The organism is Acidovorax sp. FHTAMBA, assembly GCF_038958875.1.
GTDB lineage: Bacteria > Pseudomonadota > Gammaproteobacteria > Burkholderiales > Burkholderiaceae_C > Acidovorax.
Window position 1 is genome coordinate 4,565,141 of the sequence record NZ_CP152407.1, and the last position, 24,042, is coordinate 4,589,182.

The 24,042-nt window shown below is 58.6% G+C and carries 23 protein-coding genes and 3 pseudogenes; 7 read left to right on the forward strand and 19 right to left on the reverse strand.

The features are described from left to right. Window positions 1-137: 137 nt before the first annotated feature. Complete coding sequence (locus tag AAFF19_RS21305; protein ID WP_342720962.1) at window positions 138-1,676, reverse strand: IS3 family transposase; 1,539 nt, start codon at window positions 1,674-1,676, stop codon at window positions 138-140. A 151-nt stretch (window positions 1,677-1,827) separates the two neighbouring features. Here AAFF19_RS21305 and AAFF19_RS21310 point away from each other — a divergent pair, with 151 nt between their 5' ends. Beyond that, a complete protein-coding gene (locus tag AAFF19_RS21310) occupies window positions 1,828-2,835 on the forward strand; it encodes a phosphonate dehydrogenase (RefSeq protein WP_342721877.1) in 1,008 nt (335 codons plus the stop codon). A gap of 124 nt (window positions 2,836-2,959) precedes the next feature. Here the strand turns inward: AAFF19_RS21310 and AAFF19_RS21315 are convergent. Further along, a pseudogene (locus AAFF19_RS21315) lies at window positions 2,960-3,566 on the reverse strand (ABC transporter ATP-binding protein); the annotation flags it as partial. 373 nt (window positions 3,567-3,939) lie between these two features. Between AAFF19_RS21315 and AAFF19_RS21320 the strand changes: the two are divergent. Further along, window positions 3,940-4,062, forward strand: a pseudogene (locus AAFF19_RS21320) (NUMOD1 domain-containing DNA-binding protein); the annotation flags it as partial. A 179-nt stretch (window positions 4,063-4,241) separates the two neighbouring features. Here AAFF19_RS21320 and AAFF19_RS21325 read toward each other — a convergent pair. From AAFF19_RS21325 to AAFF19_RS21335, 3 genes are all read right to left on the reverse strand, one after another. Continuing rightward, window positions 4,242-5,669, reverse strand: a complete 1,428-nt coding sequence (locus tag AAFF19_RS21325) for a DUF5666 domain-containing protein (RefSeq protein WP_182121097.1) — start codon at window positions 5,667-5,669, stop codon at window positions 4,242-4,244. Between the two features lie 243 nt (window positions 5,670-5,912). After that, a complete protein-coding gene (locus AAFF19_RS21330) occupies window positions 5,913-7,019 on the reverse strand; it encodes an IS5 family transposase (RefSeq protein WP_342720963.1) in 1,107 nt (368 codons plus the stop codon). Window positions 7,020-7,149: 130 nt separating this feature from the next. After that, window positions 7,150-8,058 carry a LysR substrate-binding domain-containing protein gene (locus AAFF19_RS21335; protein ID WP_182121099.1) on the reverse strand — a complete coding sequence of 303 codons (909 nt, stop codon included), beginning with the start codon at window positions 8,056-8,058 and terminating at the stop codon, window positions 7,150-7,152. A gap of 189 nt (window positions 8,059-8,247) precedes the next feature. Between AAFF19_RS21335 and phnC the strand changes: the two genes are divergently transcribed. The 5 genes and pseudogenes from phnC to AAFF19_RS21360 form a co-directional block, all read left to right on the forward strand. Beyond that, window positions 8,248-9,096: a phosphonate ABC transporter ATP-binding protein gene (gene phnC / locus AAFF19_RS21340; protein ID WP_008903163.1), complete on the forward strand. Its 849-nt coding sequence runs from the start codon at window positions 8,248-8,250 to the stop codon at window positions 9,094-9,096. Further along, a complete protein-coding gene (phnD, locus tag AAFF19_RS21345; RefSeq protein WP_182121100.1) occupies window positions 9,090-9,965 on the forward strand; it encodes a phosphate/phosphite/phosphonate ABC transporter substrate-binding protein in 876 nt (291 codons plus the stop codon). The genes phnC and phnD overlap by 7 nt, the downstream gene beginning before the upstream one ends. Beyond that, entirely contained in the window at window positions 9,962-10,762 is an 801-nt protein-coding gene (gene phnE, locus AAFF19_RS21350; protein ID WP_008903165.1) for a phosphonate ABC transporter, permease protein PhnE, read from the forward strand. Before phnD ends, phnE begins: the two co-directional genes overlap by 4 nt. Window positions 10,763-10,779: 17 nt before the next feature. Further along, the gene (locus AAFF19_RS21355) at window positions 10,780-11,787 is read left to right on the forward strand and encodes a phosphonate dehydrogenase (protein WP_342720964.1); all 1,008 of its coding nucleotides are present in this window, start codon (window positions 10,780-10,782) and stop codon (window positions 11,785-11,787) included. Between the two features lie 474 nt (window positions 11,788-12,261). Further along, a pseudogene (locus AAFF19_RS21360) lies at window positions 12,262-12,702 on the forward strand (transposase); the annotation flags it as partial. 36 nt (window positions 12,703-12,738) lie between these two features. Here AAFF19_RS21360 and AAFF19_RS21365 read toward each other — a convergent pair. The 14 genes from AAFF19_RS21365 to AAFF19_RS21430 all read right to left on the reverse strand — a co-directional run bounded on the left by AAFF19_RS21365 (window position 12,739) and on the right by AAFF19_RS21430 (window position 24,042). Further along, window positions 12,739-13,242: a cytochrome c gene (locus tag AAFF19_RS21365; RefSeq protein ID WP_066691679.1), complete on the reverse strand. Its 504-nt coding sequence runs from the start codon at window positions 13,240-13,242 to the stop codon at window positions 12,739-12,741. Further along, complete coding sequence (locus tag AAFF19_RS21370) at window positions 13,239-13,679, reverse strand: hypothetical protein (protein ID WP_182121087.1); 441 nt, start codon at window positions 13,677-13,679, stop codon at window positions 13,239-13,241. The genes AAFF19_RS21365 and AAFF19_RS21370 overlap by 4 nt, the downstream gene beginning before the upstream one ends. A gap of 314 nt (window positions 13,680-13,993) precedes the next feature. Further along, window positions 13,994-15,040 (reverse strand): cytochrome D1 domain-containing protein, encoded by a 1,047-nt coding sequence (locus AAFF19_RS21375; RefSeq protein WP_182121086.1) that lies wholly within the window; start codon window positions 15,038-15,040, stop codon window positions 13,994-13,996. A 38-nt stretch (window positions 15,041-15,078) separates the two neighbouring features. Then, window positions 15,079-16,989, reverse strand: a complete 1,911-nt coding sequence (locus tag AAFF19_RS21380; RefSeq protein ID WP_182121085.1) for a DUF3141 domain-containing protein — start codon at window positions 16,987-16,989, stop codon at window positions 15,079-15,081. A 20-nt stretch (window positions 16,990-17,009) separates the two neighbouring features. Then, window positions 17,010-19,343, reverse strand: a complete 2,334-nt coding sequence (locus tag AAFF19_RS21385; RefSeq protein WP_305335783.1) for a heavy metal translocating P-type ATPase — start codon at window positions 19,341-19,343, stop codon at window positions 17,010-17,012. Between the two features lie 3 nt (window positions 19,344-19,346). Next, entirely contained in the window at window positions 19,347-19,598 is a 252-nt protein-coding gene (locus AAFF19_RS21390; protein WP_066691671.1) for a DUF2933 domain-containing protein, read from the reverse strand. 84 nt (window positions 19,599-19,682) lie between these two features. Further along, window positions 19,683-19,976 carry a heavy-metal-associated domain-containing protein gene (locus AAFF19_RS21395; RefSeq protein ID WP_011804760.1) on the reverse strand — a complete coding sequence of 98 codons (294 nt, stop codon included), beginning with the start codon at window positions 19,974-19,976 and terminating at the stop codon, window positions 19,683-19,685. 51 nt (window positions 19,977-20,027) lie between these two features. Continuing rightward, on the reverse strand, window positions 20,028-20,696 hold the full coding sequence (locus AAFF19_RS21400) for an isoprenylcysteine carboxylmethyltransferase family protein (protein WP_119558837.1): 669 nt from the start codon (window positions 20,694-20,696) through the stop codon (window positions 20,028-20,030). After that, window positions 20,693-20,968: a DUF2933 domain-containing protein gene (locus AAFF19_RS21405; RefSeq protein WP_066691667.1), complete on the reverse strand. Its 276-nt coding sequence runs from the start codon at window positions 20,966-20,968 to the stop codon at window positions 20,693-20,695. The genes AAFF19_RS21400 and AAFF19_RS21405 overlap by 4 nt, the downstream gene beginning before the upstream one ends. Window positions 20,969-20,993: 25 nt before the next feature. Beyond that, entirely contained in the window at window positions 20,994-21,467 is a 474-nt protein-coding gene (locus AAFF19_RS21410) for a hypothetical protein (RefSeq protein ID WP_342720965.1), read from the reverse strand. Between the two features lie 90 nt (window positions 21,468-21,557). Then, window positions 21,558-21,899 carry a copper-binding protein gene (locus AAFF19_RS21415; RefSeq protein WP_066691662.1) on the reverse strand — a complete coding sequence of 114 codons (342 nt, stop codon included), beginning with the start codon at window positions 21,897-21,899 and terminating at the stop codon, window positions 21,558-21,560. Window positions 21,900-21,950: 51 nt separating this feature from the next. Further along, window positions 21,951-22,088 carry a DUF411 domain-containing protein gene (locus tag AAFF19_RS21420; RefSeq protein WP_255523784.1) on the reverse strand — a complete coding sequence of 46 codons (138 nt, stop codon included), beginning with the start codon at window positions 22,086-22,088 and terminating at the stop codon, window positions 21,951-21,953. 16 nt (window positions 22,089-22,104) lie between these two features. Further along, window positions 22,105-22,596: a cupredoxin family protein gene (locus AAFF19_RS21425; protein WP_182121082.1), complete on the reverse strand. Its 492-nt coding sequence runs from the start codon at window positions 22,594-22,596 to the stop codon at window positions 22,105-22,107. Between the two features lie 33 nt (window positions 22,597-22,629). Continuing rightward, the gene (locus AAFF19_RS21430) at window positions 22,630-24,042 is read right to left on the reverse strand and encodes a copper oxidase (RefSeq protein ID WP_342720966.1); all 1,413 of its coding nucleotides are present in this window, start codon (window positions 24,040-24,042) and stop codon (window positions 22,630-22,632) included.

The window sequence follows — 24,042 nt, forward strand, 5'->3', positions numbered from 1 at the left end:
GAGCTCGATCACCAAGGAGACCAAAACCGACCCAAGGCACTACACTTATCCACAGCCGAACTTCACAGGTTGGCCATTAGCCCTGGCTCAAAATTCAATCGGCACGGTGGGGGTGCGGATAAAAACTTGGACTGGTTTTATGCCGCAAGTCCAAGGCTCACCCGGTATTCGATCGGGCTGAGGGCCCCCAGGGAGATCTTGATCCGCTTCTCGTTGTACCAACGGATGTAGTCGTCGAGCACTTCAATGAACTGCTCAACTGTGACGCTCTTCCAGTCCCGAGGATAGAACAGTTCATTCTTCAACCGACCGAAGAAGCCCTCGCACGCTGCGTTGTCAGGCGAGCAGGCCTTGCGGGACATCGAGCGGGTGAGCTTGGCCTCGCTCATTCTGGATAGCCAGCCAGGCCAGCGGTAGTGACCTCCGCGGTCTGAGTGGACCACTGGTCGATCGCTTGTCTCTGTGACGGTCTCGATGGCTGCATCCAGCATGGTGTTGACCAGCTCTGCATCCGGACTCGTGCCGATGGTCCAGCTCACCACCATCCCGTCGAAGCAATCGATGATCGGCGACAGGTAGACCTTGCCTGCAGGGATCTGGAACTCCGTGATGTCGGTCAGCCATTTCTTGTTGGGGGCTGCTGCCTGGAAGTCACGGTTGATGATGTTCTCTGGTGCCGGGCTGATCTCGCCCAGGTAAGACGCATACCGACGCCTCTTGGGTTTTGCAACGACCAGGCTCTCTTGCTTCATCAGCCGCTGTATCACCTTCTCGGAGATCGGGCCTTGCTCTCTGGCCAGTGAGGCTTGCAGCCTGCGGTAGCCGTAGCAGCGGTGGTTGGACTCGAAGATCTCGGTGAGGGATTGGCGCACCCCAAGGTACTTGTCGCCGACCGCTGTGCGGGCCCGATGGTAGAAGTACGAGCTACGTGCAAGACCCAACTGTCCAAGGAGCTCAGGCAAGTCATAGTGCTCCTTGAGGGCGTCAATCAGCAGTGTCTTCTCCCGGTTGGACAGGAGCTGTAGATCGACGCCCAGGCCTTTTTTTAACAGTTCATTGGCCTTGTTCAAGAGGTCCTGCTCAAGGCGCAGTTGCCTGACTTCGAGGCGCAGTATCTCAACCTGGCGCTCGAGCTCTTCACGCTCTCGCGCCTGCGGAGATTGATTGGTGTGTTTCATTGATGCGGGTGTCTCACGCCCCAGAAGCTGGTTCTTCCAGTTGTACAACGTTGGCCGGCACACGCCGAGCCTGTCGGCAACAGCCTGTGCACTTTCCTGCCGGGTGCAAAGCTCCATCACTCCCGCGTGCTTCAAGCTCTCGGGATATCTTCGCTGGCCCACACTGCCGACAAGGGCCATCCTGGCTTCAGGGAATGCCTCGCGGACCCACTTGGTTAGCGTTCCACGCCCTGGATAGCCCAGCGCCCTCATGGTGGCAGCGATGCATCGATCATGTGTGAGGTAGTGCTCGATGGCCGCTGCCTTCTGGCCCTGCGAGAACTTCGGCTCCCGACGGGCATATCCCAGCGGCAGGTCGAGCCGCTGCTGATACTCGCGGTACCACCCCTTCAATGCATTCTTGGTTGGGTAACCCAGCTGACGGATGGTCGGGCTGGTGCGTTTGCCGAGCTTGATGTAGAGCTCAACGGCTCGGATTCGGTCTTCGTAGGAATACATGAACTACCTTCTAGTAGTCCAAGTTTTCGTCCGCACCCCCGGTGGCTCAATTTTGAATCGGCGCCAACAGTCCATTCTTGCTTGCGTCCTCGTGGTGGATGGCATTGGTTCGGCACTTCGCAAACGTCTTAAGTAAAGAGAGAGGATGGCAATGATGCCGAGAATTGTGGTGACGCAGCCCATTCATGAAGAGGTACTGGCGCGTCTTATGCAGGTTGGTGAAGTGGTGATGAATCCCGGTCCTGAGCCGTGGAGCGAGGCCGAGCTCCACCGTCATCTGAAGGATGCCGACGCAATGATGGCTTTCATGCCTGACCGGGTAGATCAGCGAACCCTGTTGCACGCTCCCAGGCTCAAGACCATCGCTTGCGCCCTGAAGGGGTATGACAACTTTGACCTCAAGGCATGTGCGCAAGCCGGTGTCAGCGTGAGCTTCGTTCCTGACCTGCTCACAGAACCCACGGCAGAACTCGCCATTGGGCTGGCCATCGCCGCCGCGCGCCATGTGCTGGCAGGTGACGTCAGTGTTCGCAAGAGCTACGCAGGATGGCGTCCCCAGCTGTACGGAATGGGGTTGCACGGCTCGATAGTGGCGGTCGTCGGACTTGGCGCCGTTGGGCGGGCCATTGTGGACCGTCTCTGTGGCTTCGGGTGCGCCAAGTTGCTCGGTGTCGACCCGCATGGCGATGATGAGCGGCTGGCCATGGTGAGCTTGGGCGAAGCCCTGTCTCAATCCGACTACGTCATGCTGGCCGTTCCACTGCTGGGAATGACGCGTCACCTCATTAATGACTCCATGCTGGAAGGTGTTCGATGGGGGCAGGTGCTGGTTAATATTGGGCGAGGCTCCGTGGTGGACGAGGCGGCCGTGGCACGGGCACTCCAGGACGGGCGCCTGGGTGCATACGCCGCCGATGTCTATGAGATGGAGGACTGGCTGCTTGCAGATCGCCCTCGCCAGATTCATCCGGAACTCTTGCAACACCCCTCCACCGTCTTCACTCCCCACATCGGATCGGCTGTGAAGAAGGTCCGTCTCGCTATCGAGTTGCGCGCTGCTGAAAATTTGCTACTCGCGCTGAGTGGGAGCGAGCCGCTGGATCTCTGTGAGGCATTCCATCGAGCGGATCCTATGCCGGCGTTGCCCTGCTCTGGATGACCTGCAGGACGTGCATGCCACCGATGTGGGGGAGCTCAACGTTTTTCGTTAGCGTGACCGATCGCGTAGAACCCCTGCTGAGAAGTAAGGGTGCCAGATTCGACGACGCGCTTGGCTGAAGCGATCAACCGATCGCAATATCTGGTTTCCTAGCGAGGTACTCACCGTGCAACGGGAAATGGCATGCGACCAAGTCACCGTGTGTCATCGGTCGCAGCTCTGGCTGCTCCCTCGCGCACAGTTCAGTTGCAATCGGGCAGCGTGGATGAAATCTACACCCGGATGGAGGATTGATGGGACTGGGAACCTCGCCACGCAGAATCTGTCGGTTTTTGGTCGCAGCTTTGGAGGGGTCCGGCGCGGGAAACGAGTCCAGCAATGCTCTAGTGTAGGGATGTGACGGAGCAGAAAATATCTTCCTTGGTGAGCCAACCTCAACCAAGCGGCCAAGGTACATCACAGCCACTCGGTCAGCGATGTGGCGAATGATCGAAAGATCGTGAGATATGAACAAATAGGATAGCGAAAACTCCTTGCGCAGATCCGCCAGCAGGTTCATCACTTGCGCTCGCACAGAAACATCAAGCGCAGAGACCGGTTCGTCGCAGATGATGAATTCTGGATTCAATGCAATGGCCCGCGCAATCCCAATGCGCTGACGTTGCCCCCCCGGAGAACTCATGCGGAAGGCGGTCAGCCATTTCAGGACGCAGCCCCACCTTCTTCATCAGCCAGTTAAGGCTTGGCCAGCACCATGGATGTGTCAAGGATGTTCTTGGCAAACCTGCAAGGGGCTAGCTGTCCGTTCTTGAGTCTACGTGCGACCGTGTTCCTTCATCCGTCAAGCTTGACCGACGTCGGGAGTTATGCCCTTTTTCTGAAGCGACAGTGAATGACGGGTTGTGGCCGAAAACTCCTGTTCCAGCGCGTCGCTCAAAGCAATCTCTGGCCGACTGCCGATCAAATCGAACGGCCGCGATCGGGGTTCATTTCGGCCTCACACTTCCGGCCAAGAGCAGCCGGTAAACTCTGTTGATTTCCATCCAAACCTGACCCACGTACCAACCCTAACCTGCTGCTTTTTTGAGCAGCAGGAGACCAGGAGTGATAGACGTGGCAACACTGAGTGTCATCAGGAGCTGGGCCCTGCGAGAGCAGCAGTCCATCAGGGAGATCGCCCGTAGCACTGGCTTCTCGCGCAACACCATCCGCAAGTACCTGTGCGAAGTCGATCCAAGCGCGCACCCTTGGCTGACGCGTCAGTGATCGTTTGAACGACCAAACTGATCGGGGGAAGTACAGCCCTATTCACTCTGATAAGACAGTTTGAAGCCGGCCCTCTGAGAGAGCCGTCCGAATCGACAGGTCATTGGCAGGGGCGAGTTGGCTGCCAGCGCTACACCGGATCAGCGCCCGGTTTTGAATTCAACCTCGCGAGCAATAAATACCCCTTGGGCATTTTGCGCACCTTTAATTTCAACGTACACGCCGTTAGCCAAATTGGCGGCAGTGCCGTGTTCAAAGCGTGCATTCAATGCATCAACCCGCACGCCATTGACTTTGAAGTTGGTCACTGACACAAAGTCCGTCACCTGGCCAAATTGCTCGTATTCGAAATCGCCAGGGGATGAATTGGAGCCAGACTTGAATTCGACTTTGGATGCAATGAATACACTGCCCTGGACAGAGCCCTTCACTTCCACTGGCACCCCTACGGCAAGTTGCGCCAAGCTACCGTTCTTGAAATACGCTTGGGTCACATCGACCGTCACTCCGTTGATCACAACCAGTGTTTTGCCGTTGCTGGTTGTGATACTGCTTACCGATCCATAAAGCTCATTGCGATCAATATAGCCATCGTTGTCCCGGTCGTTGCGTTCCAATTCAACTTTGCTGGCCTGCAACACGGTGCCATCCCAAGTGCCCTTGATTTCCAGTAAGGCACCAGCCGCGATGGTAGTACCACCCTCATAGGTTGCCTGGGCAACGTTCACTCGTGTGCCTGAGACAGTCAATAGCCCGTTGATGGGGACAGCCTCAGCCACACCTTTGATCTTCAGGAAGGTGCCCGATGCGACGCTCGAGCCGTAGGCAGCGCCATCGGTGACTTTGATCGAGTTGGCAATCAACACGTTGTTGACAGAACCTTGCGTTGCCGTGACCTTGATTTGTCGGCCTTCAGCGAGCGCGCCAATCACCGTGGCTGTGCCGTAATTGACAACCAAGGAGCCTATCTTGAACGTCTTCGCGTTAGTGTCCAGATTGCTCACGCGGCCTACCGCCCTGTTGGTGTAGGTGCCTGTCTCCTTTTCGATCAGGGTCGCCAGCACGGTGTTGTCTGATTGAAGTGTGCCGTAGACCTCAACTGCATCTCCAACCGCCAGTGCACTGAATGACGCTACGTTTTTATAGGCGGTGGCAGTATTGGTTTTGACGGTCAACCCCATCACCGTGATGGTTTGGCTGGAGCGGTCGATTGAGGTGATAGCGCCGGTGTTGCCATGTACCAGCGAAAGTGATTTGGCCCTGCCACGCCCGGTGTTGTCATCGACCATGCCATCGATGTTCACACTCATGCCAAGCGCCAAGTCTTGCAACCGAACCGGGCTGCCATCGTCGTCCGACAGGCTGGCCCCCACCGTTTCAAACCGCATGCCGTTCACGATCACAGATCCAAAGCCGCTAATCGGACCGGAGTAAACGGTGGACATTGGCGATGGTTGCACTGGAGGAGTGTTCACCTGGTCACCGCCTCCACCACCGCACGCGGCGAGTGCCAGCGTAGCACCAAAGACTATCAGGGTGTTGAGGGTGAAGGCTGCTTGACGTGTCATGTGAGGGCTACTTATTTCGGGCGATCAATTGGAATCTATGGAGCACAACGTGCTTTACAGAGGCTTTAGACTATGTGTCGAATATTAAGTTGGGCTTAACAGGCTGCTGAAATACTCCCGTGCGTCCGAACCTGCTCAGCGGCGGCAAGCGCATTTTTCGCAGCAGCTTTCCGTATGCTGGAAGTCAGCCCGAAAACCTGCGTGTTTTCAGCCGTACAGCACGGTTTTTTGCCCCTTTTGCCTTCACATCTGCCCCAGCAGACGGATTTGCCCCAGGCTGCGCAGTCGCGTGAGATTGTAGCACGCCATCGTCAGCACAAACATCTGGTCCACCTTCTTGATCCCGCGCACCAGCACCTGACGCATGTGCCCCACCGTCTTGGCCCAGCCAAAGCCTTGTTCGATCAGCTTTCTCTTTTGCTGGGAGATGGCGTAGCCTTCGCTGCCCGCGATCCTGTCAGGCACCGCCGATTGACGCCCTGATTTGTTCTGCGCCACATGGGGCAGCACGTTCATCTCCTGCAGGGCTTCGATGAATTCCTTGGCGTCGTAGCCTTTGTCTGCCCCCAGGGTGATGGTGATGGGTTCATCGCCTGGCAGCGCCTGGCGGGCATCGTTGATCATGGCCTTGGCCGCTTCACGTTCTGCATGCCCGTCAGCCTGGGTGACCACAGCACTGACCACCAACCCATGGCGGTTGTCGGTGAGTGTGTGCCCCATGAAGTGCAACTCGCTGGCTGTCTTGCCCTTGCGGTACAGCCTTGCATCCGCGTCCGTTGTGGACTCGTGGGTGTCGTTGCTGCGCTTTTGGTCTTTGAAGTTCCCCGCGTCGGTATCGTCGTCGCCCTGGCGGTCTTTGCGCACAAAACTCTTGTGGCCCGCCCAGGCCTGGATCAGGGTGCCATCCACGCTGAAGTGCTCGCCCGAGAGCAGTTCCTGCTCCTGGGCTTGTTGCACGATCTGATTGAAGAACTCGATGACCGCATCGTGCTCGATCAGACGTTCGCGGTTCTTGCTGAAGACGGTGGGCACCCACACGGCATCGTCCATTGCCAGGCCGATGAACCAACGAAACAGAAGGTTGTACTGGGTCTGCTCCATGAGCTGGCGCTCTGAGCGCACGCTGTAGAGCACCTGGATGAGCATGGCGCGCAGCAGCTTCTCGGGGGCAATGCTGGGGCGCCCGCCCTTGATGTCGGCCGCATACATCTGGGCAAACAGCCCATCCATGTTTGCCAGGGCCTTGTTGACCATGATGTGGATCACCCGCAGGGGATGGTCGGCGGGCACGAAGTCATCGAGATGGCGCATCGTGAACAGGCTCTCGGTGAAGGTGTCGGCTCCGCGCATGGATGGCTCGTCTGTCTGGTCGGTAGGGTGCCTTGATTGTCCTGGCAAGACGTCAACTGGGAAGTGACGGCGGGGAGTATTTCAGCAGCCTGTTAGAGCAATTCGGCATACAGACGGGCCCAAATGCGCCTCATACGGGTTGCTCACTTGTGTCAATCAAGCGCTGACTTACTGCGTCCGCCATACCCAGGAAAGTTGATATCAATGGAGCATGGCGCCGCTCCTGTCGACAGATGAAGTGCACCCGTGTTGCCATGCTGGTGTCCGAGATATTCAACCTGGTCAACCGGGGATCCGGTACGTAGGCCGTCTCAGCCACAACCCCTAAGCCAAGTCCCTGTGCCACGGCCTCTCGAACAGCCTCGCGGCTACCCATCTCAAGCGCAACCTGAACCTCAATGCCTCGTTCCTTGAGTTCATTTTCGAATACGCGCCTGGTGGTCGACCCTTCCTCTCGGATGACGAACCTCTGGCCCTGCAGATCACAAAGTCTGAGAGTCGCCCGTTGCGCGAATGGGTGTTGGATGCTGACAAACACCACCAGCCTCTGGGTTCGAAAGGGCGTTCCGAAAAGATCCGGGTGATCTGCGTGATTGAGCACCACGCCGACGTCCCCCTGATAGTCAAAAATCTTCTCGGTGATAGTTCGTGAGTCACCCACGCCCACTGCCACTTTGACCAGTGGGAACTGTTCCGTGAACAGCTTCAACACGGGAACGACGTTGTGCGGCCCGATCGCATGGACGACTAGTCGGCCGACATAGTGATTCTTTGCTGCTGCAAGCAGTGCGTGCGCATCCTCCTCGCCGCTGAAGGTGCGCCGGGTGTAGTCCAGCAGGGTGCGGCCGAATGAGGTGAGTTCAAGTCGCCGGCCGCGCCGATGAAACAACTCTACGCCGAAGTCGACCTCCAGGCGCTGTATGTGTGAAGAAACAGTCGGTTGTTGAATAGCGAGCACTCTCGCGGCAGCGGTCATGCTGCCGGCTCGGGCCGTTGCGTCAAAGGCCTTCAAGGCTGCGAGGAGGCTGAGTCCAGACATTGATGTGATCTATGGGTGCCCTCATTTTTAGGGATGAAAGTTTCATATTCATGACACCTTGGTCACCCAGACTTGAGCTGTGCTTCCACTGAAGCTGTTTCTTCCAGAACCTCCTCTTTCCCGAGAGATACCTCTGACCACTTGAGTCCTGGTGTGCGTCTAGCGCACCACAACAAATGAAACCGAGCTATGAAAACTGCAATTCGCGAGAGCCATCTGAGCTTGCGGGGTATCACGGTGACCTATGCCGATGGTCACACAGCGCTTGCGCCCACCTCGCTGGAGGTACAGCATGGCGGGTTCCTTGTGCTGCTGGGCGCGTCGGGCGCGGGAAAGTCAACGCTGCTGCGCAGCATCAATGGCTTGGTTAGCCCCACAGACGGAGAGGTGTCGGTGGCCGATCTGCCGGGCGGCACCGTCTCAAAACGCAACCTTCTTGAGCATCGGCGCCACTGCGGCATGGTGTTCCAGCAGCACCACCTGATCGGGCGGCAAAGCGTGCTGGCCAATGTGTTGATGGGCAAGCTCGCCACCCGCGGATCTCTGGCGTCGTTGTGGCCTTGGAGCAAGGCTGACAAGCTGGAGGCGCTGGCGGCCATTGACCGCGTAGGCCTGCTTGAGAAAGCCCTAGCACGGGCAGACACCTTGTCTGGTGGGCAACAACAACGCATTGGCATTGCGCGTGCCTTGGTGCAAAAGCCCCGCCTGCTGCTGGCCGATGAGCCGGTGGCCAGCCTCGACCCGGCGACCGCGCAGAGTGTGTTGACCCTGCTTCACGACATCTGCAAGAAAGACCGACTCACGGCCATCGTGAGTCTGCATCAAGTCAACCTCGCGCGCATGTTCGCCGACCGCATTGTGGGCCTTCGCCAGGGCCAGGTGGTGTTCGACGGGACAGCAGCGCAGTTGACGGAAGAAGCCCAGTCTGCCCTGTACGCGAAGTCGTCACCTGTCGAACCGTCCCGTTCTTCCTCACCTGCCAACATGGGCAGTCAATTTGATTCCCCCTCTCAATCCAAGGAGTTTTTACCGTGCTGAATCGCCGCCGTTTCCAATTTATCGCTGCCGCCACTTTGGCCGCCCTGTTGCCACTTGGCGCCCATGCCGAGGGCAAAAATCCTTCCAAGCTTCGCGTTGCACTGTTGCCGGACGAAAACGCCGCCACCATCATTCAGAACGCACAGCCTCTGAAGCGGTACCTGGAACAGACCCTGAAGAAGGAAATAGAGATTACGGTGACTACGGACTACTCGTCGATGATTGAAGCCATGCGCTTTGGCCGCATCGAGGTCGCCTACTTTGGACCGTTCTCTTACGTGCTTGCCAAGTCCAAGGCGCCCAACATTGAGCCATTTGCCGTTGGCGTGGAGCGCGGCTCGCCGACCTACCAGTCGGTTCTCATCGCCACGGCAGGCGGCCCGGTCAAGACCCTGGCTGACGTTCGTGGAAAGCCTTTTGGCTTTGGCGATCAGGCTTCGACGTCCAGTCACCTTGCACCGCGCGCGCACTTGCTTAAAAACCACCAACTGAACGGCGAGACTGACTACCGCCCCGTTCACCTGGGCACGCACGATGCCGTGGCCCGAGCTGTTCAGGCAGGGCAGGTTCCCGCCGGCGCTCTGTCAAAAACCATTCTGGACAACCTCATCGCAAAGGGCATGGTGGATGCCAACAAGATTGTGCAACTTGAACTGTCGGCACCCATTCCGAACTATCCCATTGCGATGCAAGGTAATCTCACGCCGGAGCTCAAGGAAGCCATCCGAGCCGCCTTTCTTCAGATGAAGGACGCCGAGATTCTCAAATCATTCCGTATCGAGGCCTTTGCCGCTACCGATGACAAGGCCTACGACATTCTTCGCGACACAGCACAGATTCTCAAGCTTGATCTGGGACGCATGAAATGACATCGGTAGCCTTGGAATCCATAGTTGCCATCGACGGACAGCAGCGACTCAAACGGCTGGGCGCCGCCTGTGTCGTTCTGTTCGTCTGTGTGGTGGCTTTGTATGTCACCGGCTTCTTTGACGCGCAGCGTTTCATCGAAGGCGGCCCAGCGATTCAGCAGTTGGCCTCAGAGATGGTGCCGCCGAATTTCGAGCGCTGGGAGCACTGGGTCATTCCATTGCGTGACACCTTAGCCATGTCGATCGCAGGCACGGCGCTGACCGTTCTGGCGTCGTTGCCGCTGGCCCTGGTGGCGGCGCCCAACACCGCGCCGAATGCGGTGGTTGGGCGAATCGTCAGAACCATCTTGGCTGCATTTCGGTCTGTGCCTGAAATCATCCTGGGCATTCTGTTCGTCGCGGCCGTGGGCTTTGGGGCATTGCCTGGTGTGCTGGCGTTGGCCCTGCATTCCACGGGCATGGTGGCCAAGTTCTACGCCGAAGCCATAGAGCACGTGGACCCGAAACCTCTGGAGGCCGCTAAGGCCGCGGGCGCAAGCCGGTTTCAGGTCATCACCCATGCTGTGTTACCGCAGGTTTTGCCCCAGTTGGCGGACATCACCATCTACCGATGGGAATATCACTTTCGCGCATCGGCAGTGATGGGCATCGTGGGTGCGGGCGGCATTGGCTTCGAACTCATGGCAGCTCTGCGCCTGATCAAGTACGACGAGGTCTCCGCCATTTTGCTGTCCATCCTCATATGCGTGCTCGTGGTCGACGGCATTGGGTCGGCGCTTCGCAAACATCTGAAATAGAAAGAGAGAGGAAGGTAATGATGCCGAAAATTGTGGTGACGCAGCCCATCCATGAAGCAGTTCTGGCGCGTCTTCGATCCGCCGGTGATGTAGTGATGAATCAAGGGCCTGAGCCCTGGAGCGAGGAAGAGCTTTACCTCCACCTGAAGGACGCCGACGCCATGATGGCGTTCATGCCTGACCGGGTAAACAGGCGAACTTTGTTGAACGCTCCACGGCTCAAGACCATCGCTTGCGCATTGAAAGGGTATGACAATTTTGACCTGATGGCCTGTGCACAAGCGGGGGTCAGCGTGAGCTTTGTGCCAGACCTTCTGACAGAGCCCACGGCAGAGCTGGCCATCGGTCTGGCCATTGCCGCTGCGCGTCACGTGCTCGCTGGTGACACCCGTATTCGCAGGGGCTACGCCGGCTGGCGTCCTCAGCTGTATGGAATAGGTCTGCACGGCTCGGTCGTGTCGGTCGTTGGCCTGGGCGCCGTGGGACGGGCCATCGTTGACCGCCTCTGCGGATTTGGGTGCGCTCAACTGCTGGGCGTGGACCCGCATGGTGATGACGAACGCCTGACCATGGTGAGCCTGGGTGAGGCCCTGTCGCAATCCGACTATGTCATTCTGGCCGTTCCGCTGCTGGACGTAACGCGTCACCTCGTCAATGACACCATGCTTGAAGGTGTTCGGCGGGGGCAGATCCTGGTCAACATTGGGCGAGGCTCGGTTGTGGACGAGGCTGCCGTGGCACGGGCGCTCAAGGACGGGCGCCTGGGTGCCTACGCCGCCGATGTGTACGAGATGGAAGACTGGCTGCTGGCAGACCGTCCACGCCAGATTCATCCGGAACTCTTGCAACACCCCTCCACGGTTTTCACACCCCACATCGGATCGGCTGTGAAGAAGGTCCGTCTCGCTATCGAGTTGCGCGCTGCTGAAAATTTGCTACTCGCGCTGAGTGGGAGCGAGCCGCTGGATCTCTGTGAGGCATTCCATCGAGCGGATCCTATGCCGGCGTTGCCCTGCTCTGGATGACCTGCAGGACGTGCATGCCACCGATGTGGGGGAGCTCAACGTTTTTCGTTAGCGTGACCGATCGCGTAGAACCCCTGCTGAGAAGTAAGGGTGCCAGATTCGACGACGCGCTTGGCTGAAGCGATCAACCGATCGCAATATCTGGTTTCCTAGCGAGGTACTCACCGTGCAACGGGAAATGGCATGCGACCAAGTCACCGTGTGTCATCGGTCGCAGCTCTGGCTGCTCCCTCGCGCACAGTTCAGTTGCAATCGGGCAGCGTGGATGAAATCTACACCCGGATGGAGGATTGATGGGACTGGGAACCTCGCCACGCAGAATCTGTCGGTTTTTGGTCGCAGCTTTGGAGGGGTCCGGCGCGGGAAACGAGTCCAGCAATGCTCTAGTGTAGGGATGTGACGGAGCAGAAAATATCTTCCTGAGCCTGTCAGAAATTTTGTGTGTGAGGCATAGCATGTCAACAAGGAGCATGAATGCCACGCAAGACGAAGACCACCGCATCAGCGGACAAGGCGGCGCAGCCGCAATTCTCAGCCGAGTTGCTCGAGCAACTCATCCCCGGGCCGGTGACACCGGCCGAGCTGGAGGGTATCTTTCAGCAGTTCAAGAAATCGGTGCTTGAGCGGGCGCTGGGCGCCGAGATGAGCCATCACCTGGGCTACGCGCCCGGTCAGGCCAAGCCCGAAGGGGCGGCGGCCAATCACCGCAACGGCAAGAGCGCCAAGACCGTGCTGACCGACGTGGGGGCCTTACGCATCGACGTTCCCCGCGACCGCGAGGGCACGTTCGAGCCGCAGCTCATCGGCAAGCACGAGCGGCGCTTCACGGGCTTTGATGACAAGATCATCGCCATGTACGCGCGCGGCATGACGGTGCGCGAGATCCAGGGCTTTCTGGCCGAGATGTACTCGTTGAAGCGATTCAGTCTGCTTCTGCCGTCGTCCCGACAGCTAGCGAGGCAGGGACTTGCGGTATTGGGCGTTGATCTCGTCATGGCGCTGCTGTACCTCCAGCGGCCATTGCGCTTTGATCCAGGACAGCACGGCCACGATCTCGTCATCGCTCAACACGCCGTCGTAGACCGGCATGGCGGTGCGATAGTCAGGCTGGTCGATGAGCTTGGCAAGGCCATGCTTGGTGATGGCAAAAAGTTGCGCATCAGGATGGTGCCAGGTGTGGCCGCTGGGATCGTGCGGCGGCGCAGGAAGCAAGCCATCCGATCCGCGATCACGCCAGTTGGGCTGGCCTTCGCCCTTGGTGCCGTGGCAGGCGACACAGTTCTGAGCGTATATGCGAGCGCCTACTTGCAAGACCTGAGGATCATCAGGACGCAAGGTATGCGTCAACGCTGCCTCCCGCCTGCCACCGGCACTCAAGAAGAAATAGAGGATTCCAGCCACCACGAGCAAGACCAATCCCCCTCCCACGCCAAGGACAAGTGGTCTCAATTTCATTTCAAATTCTCCGACGCCACGCCTGCGGTCATCGACCGATAGAATGGCGCACGCGCTATCGTAAAAAAAGATTCGTCGCGCGCATTCGGGCTCCGCGCAGGCGAATCGCTGAGTGCCCGCAGATCCCCTATCTGCCCACTTTTTGCATCATGGTCAAACTCGGTCTCCTCTAGGGCGAACCCCACTTCGATGTGGGAAAGACGATCAAAAAGCGCCATGTTTTGGTGATTTTCCACACGTTCAAACAAGAGTACTTCGATCGGGCGCCACATCGCCACCCAGCCAACAATCAACAGCCCTTCGCTGATGGCCGTAAGCACCTGGCTGTTGCCAGGATTACCCAATAAGGCCCGTACAAGCAGCGTCGTACCCAGAACGGCGAGTCCCGTTAACAGGAAGTGCCCTGTCGCATCCTTCGTCGATACCGGCGCCTGCACTGCGCATATTGCGCTTGAAAGTGCGCATGGATCGCTCCTGCAATTTCCACCTCGTACTCTCTGATCGACGTCGGGACATGAACAATGAGACGAAGCGATTCATCTAAACCATACTCGCCCGCACAGTCAACGATATAGTTTTCCACAGCACGGCTCAGTGTTTTCTCATGGAGCGGCGAAGGGTCCAATGAATCGTAAAGCTGCGTGATTCGTTGAATGCGAATATCGATGACCGTCATTTCTGTAAACGCCCAGGTTGTCTTGTTTTACTTTTTTTGCACCTTGCCGGACAGCTGCAAGCGACGGACAAACCGTCAAGGCGTAATGCTGATGCCGTTGGGAGTCTTGCCTACCGGAACGGTCTTCACAACCTTGCGATCCTTCACATCAAGCACGGAAACCGAATTGGCGTACATGTTGGTAACGTAGGCGTACCGGCCTTCACGGTCGACAACCACGCCATGAGCACCGGCGCCGGTCACGACGGTCTTGGCAACCTTGAAACTCTCCAGCTCAATCAGGCTGACGGTTTTGCCAGGCTTCTTGGGCGTGCCCTGATTGGCCACCAGCAGCGTGCGCGAATCCGGCGTGACATACAGCTGGATGGGGACTGTTCCGACGGCAACCTTGCGAATCACCTTGCGCGTAGCCGGGTCGATCACGGCGACCGCGTTTTCCTCCGACAGCGACACCAAGACAAGACTCCCGTCCGGCGTGAAGCCCACTTGAGCCGGCCCCTTGCCTGCAGGAACTTGCGCGATCTCCTTCTGGCTGGCGGTATCGATGACCGACACCGTTCCGCCCTTGAGGTTGGCGACGTAGGCCTGCTTGCCGTCCGGACTGATGCGAAGACCGTGGGGAAACTTGCCGACCGGAATCGTCGCCACGAGGCTCCGCGCCGCTGTGTCGATCACACTGACCGTGTTGTCGCCGCCGTTGGTGATGTAGGCGAAGCGGCCGTCGGGCGACACCACCACATGGGCCGGGTGCATGCCAACCGGCACCTTGGCGACGACTGCGTTAGTCGCGGTATCGATGGCCCAAACCGCGCCGGGCTTTCCCATCGCATCGTGGCTGCCTTGGGCCATCTCCTTGTGCTCCGACGCGTCGGCCGTTTGAGCAGGCTCCCCGTTATTGGTCACCCATACGACCGTGCCGTCGGGCGATACCTGCACGTTGTGCGGTGCCTTGCCGACGCGCACGCTTGCCAGTGTCTTGAACGACGCAGCATCGAGCACGCTCACCGTGTCAGCCCCCTCGTTGGCCACATACACCTTGTCGGCGGCCAAGGTGGCGCCGGACCAGGCCAATAGGCCCATCTGCACCGCTGTCAAAAGCCAGTTGTTTTTTCTTGTCATCATGATCTCTCTTGGTTGGAAAATAAAACTTCTATCAGGGCTCAGTCGGCGTTGGGGCGCACTGAATTACCGTTGCCACCCTCTTTACCCACCATCCCCAGGACGCCTGCGAACAAGACAGGGTTTTGAAACATCAGGCGAAACGCCTGCTCGCTCGCAGCGTCTCGGCCTTCGCGCAGCCTTCCCAGCGCATGGGTCACTTCCCCTGCAGCTTCACGCTCACGCTCGATCAACGGGTGATGCGGCGCAAGCGGCTGGCGGTTCTTGCCAAGCGGCTCGGCCAGCAAGGCAACGCCGCGCATCCACGGACTGAACGTTTCCGAGAGCAAATACCGACTGGTGCGCATCGGATGGAGCCACTTGAGCATTTGGGCTGTCCAGGGTGTGGACAGCGCTTGCGCCCAAGGACTGACGAATGCCCGGTAAAGCGCCTCGTTGAATGTCGAGACCTGTTTCACCCGCTCAAAAGCTTCCTGCGGGTAATCCGTTTTCAGGTCTTCAACCTGACGGGGTTCAAAGCGGATGCTGTAGGTGGGCTTATGGCAGTCCGGGTCACCCGACGGGTTGTCGATCTTCATTTCATAGAGGCCCGGGGCCAGCGCCTCAATCTCAGCCAGGCTCTCCAGGATCGCCCGGTGCTCCAGACGCGCCACCCCGGCGGAGACAAAAATGCCGAGATGGCCGACGTGCGGGTTCGTGAGGTAGACGATGCGCTGTCCGGCCTGCTTGAGATCCTCGGTGTCCTTGTAGACTGCCGGAATCCATCCGAGCGCCTGGTGTGGTGGCGTAATGTTGTCGCCGTAGGACGCAAAGATGACGATTGGATTCCTGATCCGCCTGAGGTCAGCAGTGCAACCCTGGCAAATCTGGAAAAGACCCTGTTCAAGCTGGTTGCCGATGAACAGGTTTTCAACAATCGCAAGGATCTCTTCCCGACTCAGGAAATAAAAACCGTTCCACCAACGCTCGAACTCCAGAAAACGCGCCTGCTCACTGTCGACGTTGGTGAAGAGTTGGGCGTACTTCTCCCAAACAGCCTTTTCGGGCTTGAGGTTCTCGAAATTCTGCGCCAGCCAGGCTCCATCGAAGCGGCCATTGCCCAGGTCGGCCGTCAGATGCGCCAACCAGCTGCCGCCAAGGAGCCCTCCGGAAAGACGCATCGGATTGACACCGGACTCGCCAGCCCAATATGACAAGGGTGAGCCATTGAGCACCACCGGTCCGACCAGACCGGCGCAGTCTGCGGACAGCAGCGTCAGCGCCCACCCGGCCTGGCAGTTGCCATAAAGCACAGGAGGATTGCCAGGATGGCGTTGCGCAACTTCTTCGGCGAAACGCCGCAGCACATGCAACACGTCTGCCAGGGTCTGCCCCAGAGTCGGCTCGGGAAAGAAGATCACGAAATAAACCGGATGGCCCTCGCGCATCGCCATTCCGACTTCAGAGTCGCGCTTGAAGCCGCCGATCCCAGGGCCATGGCCGGCGCGTGGATCGACAACAATGACCGGAGGTTTGTCAGGATCGACGCAGTCGTCCCAGCAATGCCCGTCGATTTCCGTGATGCGCAGCAGTGCATAGTTGACGGACCGTTCGAAGCTGCGCGCGTCCAACAGCGTTTCATACTTGAAGTCCAGAAGCGGCGGCAATCCGGCTCGCTCGTGCTCCAGCATGTTGTTCGCGCGCTGGCGAAGCGTGTCCCAGAACAGAATGGTGCGTTCGAAGAAGTCGCGCTGGTAATCGAAATAGTCCTGCGCCGAAGGTGCTTCAGCTGCTCTTTTCATGCCACTAGACGCATCCTGTGGCGCAGGCTTCAACAACTCCTCGGAATGATCCAAGACGGTCGGTGGTAGATCCTTTGTCTGGCGGTGCGTCCATTGCACCGCTGCTTCCTTACCCACCGCCGTGGTGCGTTGAGAGGTCCGAGGCTTTTGTGGTGACGTGGGGATTTTCATCATTCCTCCGAACTACGGGGTCATTTTTTTCCGCGCCGTAAACGCAGAGCATTGAAAATCACCGAGGCCGAGCTCAGACTCATGGCCAGCGCCGCGATCAGCGGGGACAACAACCACCCAGTGAATGGGTACAGCACGCCTGCCGCAATCGGCACCCCAATGCCGTTGTAAACGAATGCGAACAGGAGGTTCTGGCGCATGTTTCGGACGGTGTCGATAGAGATGTCGCGTGCGGCGGTGATGCCGCGCAAATCGCCTTTGACCAGCGTGATCTGGCCGCTGTTCATGGCCACATCGGTCCCCGTGCCCATGGCCACGCCGACATCGGCCTTTGCCAACGCAGGCGCATCGTTGATGCCATCGCCGGCCATGGCGACAATGTGGCCCTCTTTCTGGAGCCGTTCCACGAGCGCCAGCTTGTCTGCGGGCTTGACTTCGCCATGCACCTCGTCGATGCCCAGTTTTGCACTCACGGCCTTGGCGGTGGTCAGACCATCGCCAGTTGCCATCACGATGCGCAAACCGCTGGCGTGCAAAGTCTTAATGGCTTCCAAGGTGGTGGCCTTGATGGGATCGGTCACGGCCAGGATGCCAGCCAGTTGTCTGTCCACGGCCAGATGCATCACGCTGGCGCCTTCACTGCGCAGACGCTCGCCATCTACCTTGAGCGCATCAGTGGCCACGCCCTCCTGCTGCATCAATGCGGTGTTGCCCAGCACCAGATGCTTCCCATCGACGATGCCGCGCACGCCAATGCCGCTGCCGGATTCGAAATCTAGCGGCTTGATCAGTTCCAGGCCCTTGGCGCGTGCTGCGCTGACGATGGCCTCTGCCAAAGGATGCTCGCTGCCTTGGTCCAAACTGGCCGCAAGGCGCAGTACTTCGTCCGCTGTATAGCCGGGTGCGGCAACTGCGGTGTCGAAAGCGGGCTTACCTTCGGTCAAAGTTCCTGTCTTGTCCACTATCAGCGTGTCCACCTCGCGCATTTTCTCGATGGCGCCAGCATCGCGGAACAGCACCCCCTGTGTCGCGGCACGCCCTGTGGCCACCATCACCGACATCGGCGTGGCCAGCCCCAGCGCACAGGGGCAAGCGATGATCAGCACGGCCACTGCGTTGATCAAGCCAAACACCCAGCTAGGTTCCGGACCGAACCAACCCCAGACAAAGAAGGTGGCAATGGCGATGAGCACCACCACGACCACAAATTTGCCTGCCACCACATCCGCCATGCGCTGCATGGGCGCCTTCGAGCGCTGGGCATTGGCCACCATCTGAACAATCTGCGACAGCATGGTGGCCGCACCGACTTTTTCGGAGCGCATCACCAAGGCGCCACTGGTGTTCATCGTGGCGCCAATCACATTGTCACCAAGCCGTTTGGTCACCGGCACAGGCTCGCCAGTAAGCATGGATTCATCGACCGCACTGCTGCCTTCGGTCACAACGCCGTCGACCGGCACTTTCTCGCCGGGACGAATGCGCAGCAGATCCCCGACGTGAACATGGTTCAGCGGCACGTCCTCTTCGCTGCCATCCGCATTGATGCGGCGAGCGGTCTTGGGTGCCAAACCGAGCAGCGCCTTGATCGCCGCAGAAGTTTGCGAACGGGCCTTCAACTCGATGATCTGGCCCAGCATGGTCAGCGAGATGATGACCACTGCCGCCTCATAGTAAACAGCCACGCGACCCATGGAAATGAATGAATCTGGGAACACGCCCGGCGCCACGGTAGCCACGAGGCTGTAGAGAAAGGCCGCGCCAGTACCCAGGCCAATCAATGTCCACATGTTGGGGCTGCGATGGACAAGAGACTGCCAACCGCGTACGAAGAAGGGCCAACCCGTCCACAACACGACGGGTAAGGACAGCGCCAGTTCGACCCAGGTTTGAACGTTCATGTCAAACCACCCGAGACGATGGCCGAACATTGCAAGAACAGTAACGATGACTGTGAATGGCAGTGTCCACCAGAAGCGATGCTGAAAATCCTTTAACTCATGGTTGTCTTCCTCGTCCAGAGGAATGATTGGCTCCAATGTCATGCCGCACTTGGGACAGATTCCAGGATGATCCTGCCGCACCTCGGGGTGCATAGGGCAGGTGTAGATGGTGCCGGCCGGCTCTGGCGCGGTGTCCTCGGGTGCAGTAGATACAAGGTATTGCAGTGGGTTCGCTGCGAACTTGCCTTGGCACTTGGCGCTACAGAAATAGTAGGGCCGCCCTTCGTGCGTCAATTTGTGTTCAGACTGCTCCGTAACGGTCATGCCGCACACCGGATCCTTTAGATCCTTTGGCGAGGCTGGCTCGGCAGGGGGGTGACTGCCGTGATGGTGGTGTGCATGCATGTCCATTGCTTATTCCTTGTTGTTGTTGGTGCGCCGTGGCGGCTGCGCATGGTTGCCGTGCCCACCATGGCCGCCGTGGCCGTGCATCAGGTGCATTAGCGGACAGGCGAGCAGCAGCAGGTAGGGCCAATAACCCAGAACATGGCCCCAGTGCTCTCGCAGCAGATAAAAACCAGCGATCACGGCAGCCGTTGCCAGCGCCATGCCGGCTGGGCGGCGCCAGAACGATGGCGCATGGGAGTCGTTGTCAGGCTGATCCATGGCGTTGCTCCTTCAAAGTTGCCAGCAAAAGGTGCGGGCGCGGACGCGCCCAGCCGGTCGACCCTGAATCAAATACCGTGGCCGTCATCGGCAACCACAGCCCCCCGCACCGCCGCTGTGGCAGCCCGAGGCTTTAGGCTGCGAGGTCGCAGCGGGAATGGGCGCGTCTGTGGCCAGCTTTGCGGGGTAACCCGCATCCGTCAATGCCATCAACAATGGGGCGCTGCCCTGCGCCAGTTCCCCGCTCACCCGGACATGCCCAGACTGGAGATCGACCTCCACCCCACTGACACCCGGCAGCGGTTGCAATGCGTGCGTGACGTGCTTGACGCATGAGCCGCAGCTCATGCCCTCGACTTGCAGATCAATCGTTTTCATATATCAAACTCCTAAAAATTGAAACGTATACCGCCGGGGAAATATTCCAGATCATCTTTTTGACACCGAGTCAGTCGTCGACTGGGCCTTGCCCATGCGAGGGATAAACCGGGGTGTGCGCTGGGCGTATGTGTCGTAAGTTGCACCGAACTGTTTGTGCATTTCGTTCTCTTCGGTGATTGCCAGACGTCCGTACATCAGGAGCAAGACAGGGAACATGGCCAAGGTCAGCAAGGTGGGCCACTGCAGCAGGAAGCCCAGCAGAATCATCACAAAAGCCACGTACTGCGGATGGCGAATGCGCGCGTAGGGGCCTGTTGTTGCAAGCGATTGGCCACGCTGAGCGTGGTAGAGCACATTCCACGCTGTGGACAACAGGTAGAAACCAAAGCCCAGAAAAACGTAGCTGGCGATGTGCAGTACGCCGAAATGCGGGTCGCCCTTTTCGCCCAACAGGGTGGACCACAAGTGACCCGAGGTGTGGGAGAGCAGATCCAGATTAGGGAACTTGGTTTGAAGCCAGCCCGATATCAGATAAATCGTCAGCGGGAAGCCATACATCTCTACGAACAAGGCAACTATGAAGGCTGCGAATGCGCCAAACGTCCTCCAGTCACGGGCCGTTGCAGGCTTGAAAAAGCTGAACGCAAACATGATGAAGATCGCTGAATTGATGATGACCAACGACCACAGGCCATAAGCAGATTCGGTGTGGTTCACTGGGGATCTCCTTCTTTGCGCGATTCGGCAGTCTTCGACACATCAGGCTTGCTCTGGCCATGGTGACCATGCCCACCGTGGCTGCCGTGCATGAAAACATGCATCAGCGGGCAGGCGAGGAGCAGGAGAAAAGGTAGCGCCCCGACGACATGCGCGAGGTGTTCTGTCAACAAAAAATACGCCGCCACGGCACCAATCGCCACGTAGCCGATGGCGTATCGAGAACTCCAGAAACTGGGGGGCGACTCGTGTCCGTCGTGTTGATGGCTCATGGTGACTCGCAATCAGGTGGGTGCGTTACTTGGTCGGCGTGGCAGGCAGGCGGTCCATCATCATTTGCATCATGGACTGCATCATTTCCATGCGCTTTTCCATCATCTGATGACGCTCGGCCATGTTGGAGGACATGCCCTTTCCACCTTGCATGCCACCCAAGCCCTGCATGCCTGCGCCCATCTGCTGCATCATCCCCATGCCGTCCTGCATGAGCTTCATGTGCTCGTCCATGAGTGCCTGCCGCTCCTCCGGCGTTTTGGCCGCCATCATCTTTTCGTGCATCGCTTGCATGGACTTCATATGCTCGTCCATCTTGGCCATTCCAGCCATCGGCCCCGTACCCATTGGCTTTGCGGAAGTCTTCATTTGGGTGGACGCGGGCTGCGTGCTACCTGCAGGGTGATGGGCCTTGTGCTCATCGGCGGCTTGCGCCATCACGCTCAGTGAGGCCGCAGCGACACAGACCCCGATCAGGGTATGGTGAATTTTTGACATAGTGCTCTCCTTCTCCAGATTACAAAACCGTCGCAGTCAGCAATCAATAAATCCATCCGCGACGACACAGCACGCTAAAGCAGCGTGTTCTCACTGAGCGGGCTGAATGTCTGTGACAACCATCTTCCCGCCCTCGTTGACGACCATGAACTTGACCTTGTCGCCAGGCTTCACGTTGGACAACAGGCTCTTGTCCTTCGCGGTGAATACCATGGTCATACCGGGCATGTCCATGTGCTTGATTTCACCGTGCTTGATGGTGACCTTGCCGTTGTCCAGATCAACTTTCTTGATCTCGCCATCGGTCAGGGACGCCGACTGTGCCGCTTCTGTCTTGCCAGGCTCCATGCTTGCCTGGGCAAAGCTGCTCATGGGCAGCGCTATACCCACGGCCACGGCGGAAATGGCAAGAATTTGTTTGATGGTGTTCATGATGACCTTACGAATACATGTTGAAAATTTCTGCTAATCCATCTTTCTGAATCAGCAGCGCTTGAAGGGGGTGCGCCGACCGCTGTAAGCCGGCCCATTCGTGCCCGGTAAGCCCATCGGCATGGCGGGCACTGCCAGTCCCAGCGCTCGGGGCTTTTTCTTGAACATGACGCGGACTTCTTGTTCCAGGCTCTACGGTGGCGTATTACTTCTTGCCAACCTGGACAGTGCCCTTCATGCCGGCCTCGTAGTGGCCAGGCATCAGACAGGCAAAGTTCACGCCTCCGGCCTTGGTGAACTGCCAGACGATTTCGCCTTGCTTGCCAGGCTGCAGCGTCACCTTGCCGGGTTCGTCGTGCTCCATGTCCGGGAACTTCTTCATCTGTTCCAGGTGCTCCAGTAGCTCCTTCTCGGTGCCCAGGCTGAGTTCGTGCTTGACCTGTCCGACGTTCTTGACAACGAAGCGCACGGTTTCGCCCTGTTTGACCTGAATGTTCGACGGCGTGTAGCGCATGTTGTCGCTCATTTCGATGGTGATGGTGCGACGGGCCTTGGCGGCGACGCCGGGTTTGCCAATGGCTGTCTCACCCTCGTCACCGTGGCCACCTGCATGGTTGCCGGCAGCGAAGGCTGCCCCCGATGCGGCCAGTGCAGCCATGGCGAAGAGTTGAGAAATAGTGGAGCGCGTGAATTTCATGGATGGTCTCAGGTTGAAAATTGAAGGAAAAAATCAATGCGCGCCATGCGATGTAGGCTTGCGCACCTTGACTTCGGTCGGCGTTGCAGGCTTGCGAACGCGCGGCATGGACTGGCCGCCCTCTGCGCTGAATCGCGCGGGCTCGGCCATCGGGCCGGTGTACTCATGCGCGACCGTGCCTGCCGGATGCTTGAACCAGCCGGGGTCTTTGTAGTCGCCGGGCTTTTGCTCCCTGCGCACTTTGAGCACGCTGAACATCCCGCCCATCTCCACCGATCCGAACGGCCCCTGGCCGGTCATCATGGGCACGGTGTTGTCAGGGATTGGCATTTCCATCTCGACCATGTCGGACATACCGCGTTCGCCCATGACCATGTAGTCCGGGATGAGCTTGTTGAATTTCTTGGCAAGGCCGCTGTGATCCACGCCGATGAGTGTGGGAACGTCGTGACCCATGGGGTTCATGGTGTGGTGGCTCTTGTGGCAGTGGAAGGCCCAATCGCCTTCCTCGTCGGCCACGAACTCGATCTGACGCATCTGACCAACCGCCACGTCGGTGGTTACTTCATGCCACCGCGTGCTCTTGGGCGTGGGGCCACCATCAGTGCCTGTGACCAAGAACTCGTGACCATGCAAGTGCATCGGGTGGTTGGTCATGGTGAGGTTGCCGATGCGAATACGCACCTTGTCGTTGAGCCGGACGTTCAAGGAGTCGATGCCAGGAAAGACACGGCTGTTCCATGTCCACAGATTGAAGTTCGTCATCTCTGCAACCCTGGGGGTCGCAGCGCCAGGCTCGATGTCGTAGGCGCTCAGCAGGAAGCAGAAGTCTCTCTGCACCACGTCGATCAAGGGATGCTTGTCCTTCGGGTGCGTGACCCAGAAGCCCATCATGCCCATGGCCATCTGCACCATCTCGTCCGCATGCGGGTGGTACATGAACGTGCCTGGCCGGCGTGCGACGAACTCGTAGACGAAGGTCTTGCCCGACTGGATTGCGGGCTGGTTCAATCCCGCCACACCGTCCATGCCATTGGGCAAACGCTGTCCATGCCAGTGGATGCTGGTGTGCTCGGGCAATTTGTTGGTGACGAATATGCGCACGCGGTCGCCTTCGACCACTTCGATCGTGGGGCCGGGGCTCTGACCGTTGTAGCCCCACAGATGGGCCTTCATGCCGGGCGCCATCTCGCGCACCACAGGCTCGGCGACCAGGTGGAACTCTTTGACGCCCTGATTCATCCGCCACGGCAGTGTCCAGCCGTTAAGTGTGACCACCGGGTTGTAGGGCCGCCCCGAGTTGGGCACCAGCGGCGCCATGGTGTTCGGGCTGGTCTGGATCACCGGCTCGGGCAATGCCGCCATGGCCACACGGCTGACCGAGCTCGCCGCAACAGCGCCACCTGCGATGCCGGCAAACTTAAAAAAATCTCGTCTGGATGTCAT

What these genes read in the sequence shown, in the direction of transcription:
- AAFF19_RS21415 (WP_066691662.1), bottom strand. Translation starts at nt 21,899, where the DNA reads ATGAACACCATCAAACAAATTCTTGCCATTTCCGCCGTGGCCGTGGGT.
- AAFF19_RS21380 (WP_182121085.1), bottom strand. Translation starts at nt 16,989, where the DNA reads ATGAAAATCCCCACGTCACCACAAAAGCCTCGGACCTCTCAACGCACC.
- phnC (WP_008903163.1), top strand. Translation starts at nt 8,248, where the DNA reads ATGAAAACTGCAATTCGCGAGAGCCATCTGAGCTTGCGGGGTATCACG.
- AAFF19_RS21375 (WP_182121086.1), bottom strand. Translation starts at nt 15,040, where the DNA reads ATGATGACAAGAAAAAACAACTGGCTTTTGACAGCGGTGCAGATGGGC.
- AAFF19_RS21425 (WP_182121082.1), bottom strand. Translation starts at nt 22,596, where the DNA reads ATGAAATTCACGCGCTCCACTATTTCTCAACTCTTCGCCATGGCTGCA.
- AAFF19_RS21335 (WP_182121099.1), bottom strand. Translation starts at nt 8,058, where the DNA reads ATGTCTGGACTCAGCCTCCTCGCAGCCTTGAAGGCCTTTGACGCAACG.
- AAFF19_RS21405 (WP_066691667.1), bottom strand. Translation starts at nt 20,968, where the DNA reads ATGAGCCATCAACACGACGGACACGAGTCGCCCCCCAGTTTCTGGAGT.
- AAFF19_RS21305 (WP_342720962.1), bottom strand. Translation starts at nt 1,676, where the DNA reads ATGTATTCCTACGAAGACCGAATCCGAGCCGTTGAGCTCTACATCAAG.
- AAFF19_RS21355 (WP_342720964.1), top strand. Translation starts at nt 10,780, where the DNA reads ATGATGCCGAAAATTGTGGTGACGCAGCCCATCCATGAAGCAGTTCTG.
- AAFF19_RS21390 (WP_066691671.1), bottom strand. Translation starts at nt 19,598, where the DNA reads ATGGATCAGCCTGACAACGACTCCCATGCGCCATCGTTCTGGCGCCGC.
- AAFF19_RS21410 (WP_342720965.1), bottom strand. Translation starts at nt 21,467, where the DNA reads ATGTCAAAAATTCACCATACCCTGATCGGGGTCTGTGTCGCTGCGGCC.
- AAFF19_RS21330 (WP_342720963.1), bottom strand. Translation starts at nt 7,019, where the DNA reads ATGCGCGGAGCCGACACCTTCACCGAGAGCCTGTTCACGATGCGCCAT.
- AAFF19_RS21365 (WP_066691679.1), bottom strand. Translation starts at nt 13,242, where the DNA reads ATGAAATTGAGACCACTTGTCCTTGGCGTGGGAGGGGGATTGGTCTTG.
- AAFF19_RS21325 (WP_182121097.1), bottom strand. Translation starts at nt 5,669, where the DNA reads ATGACACGTCAAGCAGCCTTCACCCTCAACACCCTGATAGTCTTTGGT.
- phnE (WP_008903165.1), top strand. Translation starts at nt 9,962, where the DNA reads ATGACATCGGTAGCCTTGGAATCCATAGTTGCCATCGACGGACAGCAG.
- AAFF19_RS21430 (WP_342720966.1), bottom strand. Translation starts at nt 24,042, where the DNA reads ATGACATCCAGACGAGATTTTTTTAAGTTTGCCGGCATCGCAGGTGGC.
- AAFF19_RS21310 (WP_342721877.1), top strand. Translation starts at nt 1,828, where the DNA reads ATGATGCCGAGAATTGTGGTGACGCAGCCCATTCATGAAGAGGTACTG.
- AAFF19_RS21395 (WP_011804760.1), bottom strand. Translation starts at nt 19,976, where the DNA reads ATGAAAACGATTGATCTGCAAGTCGAGGGCATGAGCTGCGGCTCATGC.
- AAFF19_RS21385 (WP_305335783.1), bottom strand. Translation starts at nt 19,343, where the DNA reads ATGGACATGCATGCACACCACCATCACGGCAGTCACCCCCCTGCCGAG.